This window comes from Anabaena sp. AL09, assembly GCF_001672255.1.
Classification (GTDB): Bacteria; Cyanobacteriota; Cyanobacteriia; order Cyanobacteriales; family Nostocaceae; genus Dolichospermum; species Dolichospermum lemmermannii.
Genome location: NZ_LJOQ01000079.1, coordinates 17,328 through 26,379 on the forward strand (window position 1 = coordinate 17,328; position 9,052 = coordinate 26,379).

7 protein-coding genes are annotated in these 9,052 nt (G+C 34.7%); 2 read left to right on the forward strand and 5 right to left on the reverse strand.

Going from position 1 to position 9,052, the window contains the following annotated elements; translation table 11 throughout:
* Window positions 1–134: 134 nt before the first annotated feature.
* Entirely contained in the window at window positions 135–920 is a 786-nt protein-coding gene (gene larB / locus AN490_RS14690; RefSeq protein ID WP_148760393.1) for a nickel pincer cofactor biosynthesis protein LarB, read from the reverse strand.
* A 511-nt stretch (window positions 921–1,431) separates the two neighbouring features.
* On the opposite strand from larB, the gene AN490_RS14695 reads away from it, so the two are divergent.
* Window positions 1,432–3,096, forward strand: a complete 1,665-nt coding sequence (locus AN490_RS14695; protein ID WP_300004664.1) for a mechanosensitive ion channel family protein — start codon at window positions 1,432–1,434, stop codon at window positions 3,094–3,096.
* A gap of 36 nt (window positions 3,097–3,132) precedes the next feature.
* A complete protein-coding gene (locus AN490_RS14700; protein WP_300004667.1) occupies window positions 3,133–4,062 on the forward strand; it encodes a mechanosensitive ion channel domain-containing protein in 930 nt (309 codons plus the stop codon).
* A gap of 74 nt (window positions 4,063–4,136) precedes the next feature.
* Here AN490_RS14700 and AN490_RS14705 read toward each other — a convergent pair whose 3' ends face one another.
* The 4 genes from AN490_RS14705 to ispF form a co-directional block, all read right to left on the reverse strand.
* Window positions 4,137–5,918, reverse strand: coding sequence for an ABC transporter substrate-binding protein (locus AN490_RS14705; protein ID WP_300004670.1), 1,782 nt, complete (start codon window positions 5,916–5,918; stop codon window positions 4,137–4,139).
* 98 nt (window positions 5,919–6,016) lie between these two features.
* Window positions 6,017–7,798 (reverse strand): ABC transporter substrate-binding protein, encoded by a 1,782-nt coding sequence (locus AN490_RS14710; RefSeq protein WP_300004673.1) that lies wholly within the window; start codon window positions 7,796–7,798, stop codon window positions 6,017–6,019.
* Window positions 7,799–7,853: 55 nt separating this feature from the next.
* Window positions 7,854–8,399: a hypothetical protein gene (locus tag AN490_RS14715; RefSeq protein ID WP_300004676.1), complete on the reverse strand. Its 546-nt coding sequence runs from the start codon at window positions 8,397–8,399 to the stop codon at window positions 7,854–7,856.
* 26 nt (window positions 8,400–8,425) lie between these two features.
* Complete coding sequence (gene ispF / locus AN490_RS14720; RefSeq protein ID WP_300004679.1) at window positions 8,426–8,908, reverse strand: 2-C-methyl-D-erythritol 2,4-cyclodiphosphate synthase; 483 nt, start codon at window positions 8,906–8,908, stop codon at window positions 8,426–8,428.
* Window positions 8,909–9,052: the final 144 nt, after the last annotated feature.

The window sequence follows — 9,052 nt, forward strand, 5'->3', positions numbered from 1 at the left end:
CATACCACAGGGATTAAAATCCCTCGTGTCGCTTCCCTCTGTTGGGAGCCAAGCCACGCTCGTTTCCCACTTACCGCGAGGTCTTATGAAGTAGAAAATACAGCAATTATATTCTATTTTACCCTGCCACTTGACTATGTTTCTGCTGTCAAGCGTAATTTTTCTGAAGTTCTTAAAATTTGTCCCGCTAAAACCGCTGCACCAAAGCCATTATCTATATTTACTACACCTATACCAGCAGCACAAGAATTGAGCATTGTTAAGAGAGGTGCTAAACCGGAAAAACTTGCACCATAACCAATACTAGTAGGAACGGCAATCACTGGACAATCCGTCAAACCTGCTACCACACTGGGTAAAGCCCCTTCCATGCCCGCTACCACAATTAATACTGATGATGATTCTAGCAGGTGACGGTTACTTAATAAACGGTGAATTCCGGCTACACCCACATCCCAAAGACGCTGTACAGAAAAACCCGAAAGTTCCGCAGTGACAGCGGCTTCTTCTGCGACGGCTAAATCAGCAGTACCAGCGGAGAGAATCCCGATTTGTCCAGGAAATCTGACTTCAATCACCGGAGGAACAATGGCACAAATTCGGGCCTGTTCGTAATATTGGATACCTCTAACTTTTTTTTGCAATGCAGAATATACTTTTGGCTCAATGCGGGTAGCCATGACTACGGAAGTGCGGTGGCGCATGACTTCCATAATTTGAGCAATTTGTTCCGGTGTTTTACCAGGTCCCCAAATTACTTCCGGGAAACCTGTTCTTAATTGACGATGGTTGTCTATTTTGGCAAACTCACCTACAGATTCATATTGTAAGTTTTTGAGGGAGTCAAAGGCTATCTCTGGGCTAATTGTACCATTGGCGACGGATTCTAAGAGCGATCGCAAATTTTCGGGTTGTGTCACAGCAATTTTAGATTTTAAGTGAATATAATTATCCTTGATATGCGCTTGATATACACAAACATCAATTTATACTATAAATCTATTCTATAAGAGGGTGTTTGAAAAGTATTAGATGAAACCGATAATCTCCAAAAACCTAACCCCCCTGCCCCCCTTCCCTCGTAGGGAAGGGGGGTTTCAAAGCCTCTCTCCGCTTCGGGGAGAGGTTTGGAGAGGGGTTTGTTTATACATTAAAAACTTTTCAAACATCCTCTAAGAATCCGGTTTGATTTATACAAGGGTAAAGCAAAAGCTAAACCCCTACTTGTCACGGCTTCTTGTGTACGAAATTTGTTCAAAATATTGCCTGATTATGTTTATAACCTTAATGATACCATATCAAAAGTAGATTAAGTAAGTCCATAAATTTAATCAAACCATGAACAAATACACCAATAAAAACAAGTATCTAAATATTTTAAATAAATTCATTATTAGCCTGATATGTTTTATTTTTATAATCAACATATCTATGGGTTATTCTCAAGATAAAACCGTAACTATTCAAGATAAAGCTAAATCTGTTGCCCAAAATTCAGAAATTGTGAATAAAATAGATGGAACTCCTGTGTTATTAGGAGATAAAACACTATTTGTAATTCATAAAAATGTCGGTTCATTTTCTCACGAAGAGCGAGCGCAAGCTGTCACCAATAGACTAGAAAAAATTGCTAATGATCCATTAATATCTATGGATAAATTGCGAGTTGTAGAAGATTCAGATACAACTAATATTGTGATAGGGGATAAAACATTATTTACCATCACAGACAAAGATGCTAAAGCTGTAAATAAAACAAGACAAATACTAGCAGAAAAATGTATAGAAATAATTAGAAATGCCATCAATCAATATAGAAAAGAACGTAGCTTAGATAATATTTTTAAAGGGCTATTTTATACTTTTATTTCAACAGTAATTTTATTCGTGTTCCTGAAAGTGTTTAATCAAGTTTATCCCAGAATTATTACTAAATTACAAAATTGGAGAGGAATTAGAATTCCTGAGTTAAGAATTCAAAATATAGAACTTTTACCCACAGCTAGAGTCAGTAATATTGTGACTAGGCTAGTTAAGATTATCTGCATAATTATAGTAATTAGTATTTTATATATCTACATTTCTTTAGTTTTAAGTTTTTTTCCTTGGACAAAACAAATAAGTTCTAGACTTATTAGTTATTTTCTAGGAGCAATTTATAAAAGTTGGTTAGCATTTGCCGATTATTTACCTAATATATTTGCATTAGCATTAATTTTCTTCATTACCCACTACAGTCTTAAATTTATTCGCTATCTTTTCACAGAATTGGGTAATGGAAGTATATCCATTCCCGGCTTTTATAATGACTGGGCAGAACCAACTTATAAACTAGTATTATTAATTATAGTCGCCCTAGCATTAGTCTTAGCATTTCCTTATTTACCAGGATTTGGTTCACCAGCTTTTCAGGGTATATCAGTATTTTTAGGTGTTTTATTTTCATTAGGTTCAACGGCTGTTATTACTAATGTTGTCGCGGGAACTATTCTTATTTATACTCGTGCTTTTCAAATGGGCGATCGCATTAAAATTGGTGACGCTATAGGTGAGATAGTAGAAAAAACCCTGCTAGTTACCCGCATTCGTACCATTAAAAATGTCATTATTACTATTCCTAATGGAACTGTATTAACTAGCCAAATTATCAACTATAGTTCCTTATCACAAGATCCTAATTATTATCTAATATTACATACTACAATCACACTTGGGTATGATGCACCTTGGCGAAAAGTTCATCAAGCTTTAATTGATGCAGCAATAGCAACAAATAATATTTTAGCCGAGCCTGTTCCCTTTGTATTCCAAACCAGTTTAGATGATTTTTATGTCAGCTATGAATTAAATGCTTATACTAATAAACCTATACTCATGGCAAGTATTTATTCAGAACTCCACCAAAACATTCAAGATAAATGTAATGAAGCAGAAATTGAAATTCTGTCTCCCCATTACTCTGCTGTCAGAGACGGTAATCAGACGACTATACCAGAAAATTATTTGCCTCAAGATTACAAAGCACCAGGATTTCGGCTATCTTCTTTAAATAATCTGTTCAACCCTGATAACAGTAAAAATACACCAGATTCATGAATGTAAATTAACTGTTTATTTAATAAGGATTAACTTGTGGAAAATGCTTTAAAGACAATTCAAAAATTATTAGATGATGCTATAGTTATCAAATTAATTGAAGTAACTTCAGGAATTATTATAGTTGCCATCGTTTTCCGAATTTTAGCTCAAGTTTTACCGCGCCAAGTTCAAGACACTGATTTGCGTTATCATATCCGCAAAGCCATTACCTTAATTGGCTATGCAATTATGGCTTTATTAATTGTTTTGATATTTAGTGATAGCCTGGGAAAACTAACAGTAATTTTTGGGGTAATTGGTGCTGGTGTCGCCTTTGCATTACAAGAAGTAATTGGGAGTTTTGCCGGTTGGGTAGCTATTTCCTTAGGTCAATATTACAAACCAGGAGATAGAGTATTACTGGGTGGGATAATGGGAGATGTTATAGATATTAGTATTTTACGGACTACCTTAATGGAGTGCGGTGCTTGGGTAAAAGCTGATCTTTATAATGGTCGTATTGTCAGAATTGCTAATAGTTTTGTATTTAAAGAACCCGTATTTAATTATTCGGCAGATTTTCCCTTTGTATGGGATGAAATTACTGTACCAGTAAAATACGGGAGCGATCGCTCTTTAACCAGAGAAATTCTGCAACAGGTAGCTAACGAAGTTGTCGGAGAATATATGCCTCAAGCCAAGGCACAATGGCAACACATGGTACACAAATATTTAATTGAAGATGCCAAAATTGAACCTGCTGTCACCCTAGCAGCTAACGACAACTGGCTAGAATTTACCCTGCGTTATATAGTGGACTACAAACAACGTCGAGGCAAAAAAGATATCATCTTTAGTCGGATTCTTGACGAATTCGACAACACAAACGGAAGTATAAGCATTGCTTCCACCACCATTCATATAGTAGAAACACCCGCATTTAACGTCAAACTTGTGGACAACAGAAATGAAATATCCCAATAAGAAACCAATAGCTCAAACTCTTCCTCTCTGCGCCTCTGCGTGTTAGCGAAGCGGGGCGAAGCCTGACGAATTACCTACTTCGTAATTTTAATTTCATGAATATTCCAAAAAGCACCACCAAGCGCAGAAAATTTAATACCTTCAAAACGATTTCGCACTGCTGAGAGAGAATAGGAATTAACCAAATAAATAAAAGGCAAATACTCCTGCGTTAATTGTTGACTTTCCCCATAAATTTCCTTTAATTTAACCTCATCAAATTCCTGTGCGCCTTGAATATAAAGTTCATTAATTTTCTTTTCCCAGTCAGCAACTTCCCAACCTTCAATCGGTTTTTGTCCAGCTTGAGGTTTTTGATTAAACATATGTAATCCCCCTTGAGGCGACCAGACATTTGCACCATCATTTGGTTCTAAACCCCCTGTTAAACCTATTAAACAAGCATCCCAATCTAAAGTATTAGAAAGTTTATCTATAAAGGTATTCCAAGCCAATGGTGTAAAATCTACTTGAATCCCAATTTTACTTAAATCCTGTTTAATTTGCGAACCCATTGACTCCCGAATTTTATTCCCTGCATTAGTTAATAATGCAAATCTCACCTCATTACCTTGATCATCTACTAAGAGGTTTTTTTCATTATATTTAAACCCTGCTTTGAGTAGCAATTCTTTTGCTTTTTCAGGATTATATTTATAAACCTTTAAACCCTGTTCTGGTGATAAAAAATAAGGACTTTGGACAGAAATAGGAGAATTTTGAGGTGTACCTAAACCGCGAAAAGTATTATTTAACATGGTTTGTCTATCAATAGCATAGGCTACAGCTTGGCGAAATTGCACATTATTAAACCATTTAGATTTAATAGGATCAACTAATGGTTGATTTTTCCTTTTTCCCTTATTTAAGTTAAAGGAAATAAAGGAAGTGCTAGAACTCGGACCACCATTATATATTTTAAAATTCCCTTGTTTTTCCTGGACTTTTAACAAAGAAAAATAATCAGGAGAAACACCAATAGTATCTAAATCTCCAGAGCGAAATTGGAGTAGAGAAGTATCAGTTGATTCCACAATTTGCCAAACTATCCGTTCAATATAAGGTTGTGGTTTACCTTGAGCATCTTTACGCCAATAATAGGGGTTACGGCGAAAAATTACCCGTTGACTCGTATCATATCTTTCCAGTTTATAAGGACCGTTAACAATAAGTTCTTGGGGAGGAGTATCAACACCCCATTTACTTAAAAATTCCAATTTCCCATCTTTATTTTTGGTTTTAACTGATTTTTCTAAAATATGAGCAGGTAAAATAGATGCTCCTGTATTTAGTAAAAAAGGTCTAAATGGTTCAGGGACACTAAATTCTACTCTTCTATTATCTATTTTTTTGACAGTTGGTAATTTGCGATCTTTTCCGACTCTTAAAACATCTCTAGTATCTGTAGGGATATTTTCATTCAAATAAATATCATTATAGGTAAACACAACATCATCAACTGTTAATGGTTGTCCGTCTGACCATTTTAAACCTTCGCGCATGGTAAAGGTAATTTTGGTTTTATCTGGTGATATTTCCCATGATTGGGCTAACACACCTTCTATTTTTCCGTCAATAGGATTTTGAGTTAATAATCCTTCATAAGTGTAACCGAAAATGTTTGGTGATTCGGAACTTAGCGCAGCATTAAATGTTTTTGGATCACTCAGAATGCTTGTTACTAATTGGGGTACTTGAGCCGCATTGGTTTTTAATTTAGTTGGGTTACAAGCGGTAAGTCCTATTGCTGTAAATGCAATGATTGTGATTAATAATAAAAAGCGTTTTGTGGAATGGAGTATTTTTTGTAATGTCATAGGTTATTACCAGATATTAATATGAGAATGATTTAGACTCTAGCCAACCTAGAAAGTTTTTGGTGATTGGTAATTAGTAAGAATTTCTTCACTATTACCTATTTCGTAACTTTAATTTCATGAATATTCCAAAAAGCACCACCAAGGACAGAAAATTGGATACCTTTAAAACGATTTCTAATTGCTGACATAGCAGAGGAATTTACCAAATAAATAAAAGGTAAATACTCCTGTGTTAATTGTTGACTTTCCCAATAAATTTCCTTGACTTTCACCTCATCAAATTCCTGCGCGCCCTGAATATAAAGTTCATTAATTTTCACTTCCCAAGGTGCAACTTCTCTCCCTTCTATGGGCTTTTGTCCAGCTTGGGGTTTCTGATTAAACATATGTAATCCCCCGTCAGTTGACCAAACATTAGCACCATCATTAGGTTCTAATCCATCAATTAAACCTAATAAACCAGCCTCCCAATCTAAAGTATTAGATATCTTACCTATAAAAGTATTCCATGCCAAGGGAGTAAAATCAACTTGAATGCCAATTTTACTCAAATCTTGTTTAATTTGCGAACCCATTGATTCCCGAATTTTATTACCAGCATTGGTGAGTAAACTAAATCTGACTTCGTTACCTTGATTATCCACTAAAAGATTTTTGTCATTATATTTGAATCCTGCTTTTATTAGTAATTCCTTCGCTTTATCAGGATTATATTTATAAACTTTTAGTCCCTTTTCTGGTGATAAAAAATAAGGACTTAGAACAGAAATAGAAGAATTTTGGAAAGTACCCAAACCACGAAAAGTATTATTTAACATGGTTTGTCTATCAATAGCATAAGCTACCGCTTGGCGAAATTGGACATTATTAAACCATTGAGATTTAATAGGATCAACTAATGGTTGATTATTTCTTTCCCCTTTATTTAAGTTGAAAGAAAGAAATAAAGTGCTAGAACTTTGACCACCATTATATATTGTAAAATTTCCTTGTTTTTCCTGAACTTTTAACAGCGAAAAATAATCAGGGGAAACACTAATAGAATCTAAATCACCGGAACGAAATTGGAGTAAAGAAGCATCTGTTGATTCCACAATTTGCCAAATTATCCGTTCAATATAAGGTTGTGATTTACCTTGAGCATCTTTACGCCAATAATAGGGATTACGGCGAAAAATTATCCGTTGACTTGTATCATATCTTTCAATTTTATAAGGTCCATTAACAATAATTTCTTCTGGGGGAGTATCAACACTCCATTTACTCAAAAATTCCAGTTTACTATCTTTATCTTTTGTTTTCACTGATTTTTCTAAAATATGAGCAGGTAAAATAGATGCCCTTGTATTTAGCAAAAAAGGTCTAAATGGTTCAGGTACACTAAATTCTACTCTTTTATTATCTATTTTTTTCACAGTTGGTAATTTGCGATCTTTACCAATTCTCAAAACATCTCTAGTATCTGTGGGAATTTTTTCATTTAAATAAATATCATTGTAGGTAAATACGACATCATCAACTGTTAATGGTTGTCCGTCTGACCATTTTAAACCCTCACGCATGGTAAAGGTAATTTTGGTTTTATCAGGTGATATTTCCCATGATTGAGCTAATGCTCCTTCTATTTTACCGTTCATAGGATTTTGCGTTAATAATCCTTCATAAGTAAGATCAAAAATATTTGGTGATTCAGAACCAAGTGCCGCATTAAATGTTTTTGGATCATTCAGAATACTTCTGACTAATTGGGGAACTTGAGCCGCATTGGTTTTTAATTGAATTGGGTTACAAGCGGTAATTGTCATTGCTGTAAATGCAATAATTGTGATTAATAAGAAAAAGCGTTTCGTAAGATTGAGTATTTTTTGTAATGTCATGGTTTTAATATTTTGATATTCCTGATACTGGTAATTAAATATAAATTATTTACTCTTATTCATAGTTTTGTGAATATGTTTCTCCATTTTTTTTCTTTGCTAATAAACCTATTTTTTCAAATTTTTCAGAGGCAGGTGGTATTTCTGATTTCCAGTGATAACTCAAATCTCTTAACCAAGATACTATAAGGGTTTTCAAATAGAAATTAAATATTGTCTTCTCACAAAATTCTGAATCATAATGGCTGAGAATTTTTCCTGTATTTAATGATATCTCTGGTTTATAAAATACACCATTAGTAGATTTAAAAACATTAATTTCTGTTAAATTTGCTAAAATAACAAATCGCGGGTTTTCTTGAGAGTTTTGTAAATATAGGTTGCTGACTTTTGATAAATTATTTTCATGACTTTCTAGAATTTCTTGCGCTTTGACATCTACTAATAATGCAATTTGCTGATTTTGATCTAAGACGATAATATCTGGAGAAGACAGTTGAAATAAACTTTCTATTTTCTCCGGTGAATCAAATTGATTATTCCAAATACTAGAAATAAGTCTGATTTTAATTAGTTCTTCTGGTTTATCTAAACTAAACATTCTGTGATTCTCCTATTAGTTATGAATTAATCACCCGCTACTAACAAAACTACAGCATAAGCACAAATCCCTTCTTCTCTTCCCGTTGGTCCAAGTTTTTCATTAGTTGTAGCTTTGACACCAATTTGATTTGGTTCTACTTCTAAAACTGCGGCTAATTTATCCCGCATTTTAGAAATATGGGGTTTTAATTTGGGACGTTCAGCCACAACGACAGAATCAATATTGCCAATTTTCCAACCTTGATTACGAATTAACTGATGGACTTGATCTAATAGTACAAGACTATCAGCCCCAGCCCATTGGGGATCTGTAGGGGGAAAATAATGACCAATATCCCCCAAAGATAAAGCTCCCAGCATCGCGTCTATGATGGCATGAGTAAGTACATCAGCGTCACTATGCCCTAACAAGCCGAGTTCATGGGGAATGTGAATACCGCCTAAAATTAAATTGCGATCGCTCACCAATCTGTGTATATCGTAGCCATTACCAATTCTGATGTTCATAGTTTGTTAGTTGTCAGTTGTTAGTTGTTAGTTGTCAGTTGTCAGTTGTCAGTTGCAAAAGAATATTTTTCTCCCCCTACTCCCCCTACTCCCCCTACTCCCCCTACTCCCCCTACTCCCCCTACTCCCCCTACTCCCCCTACT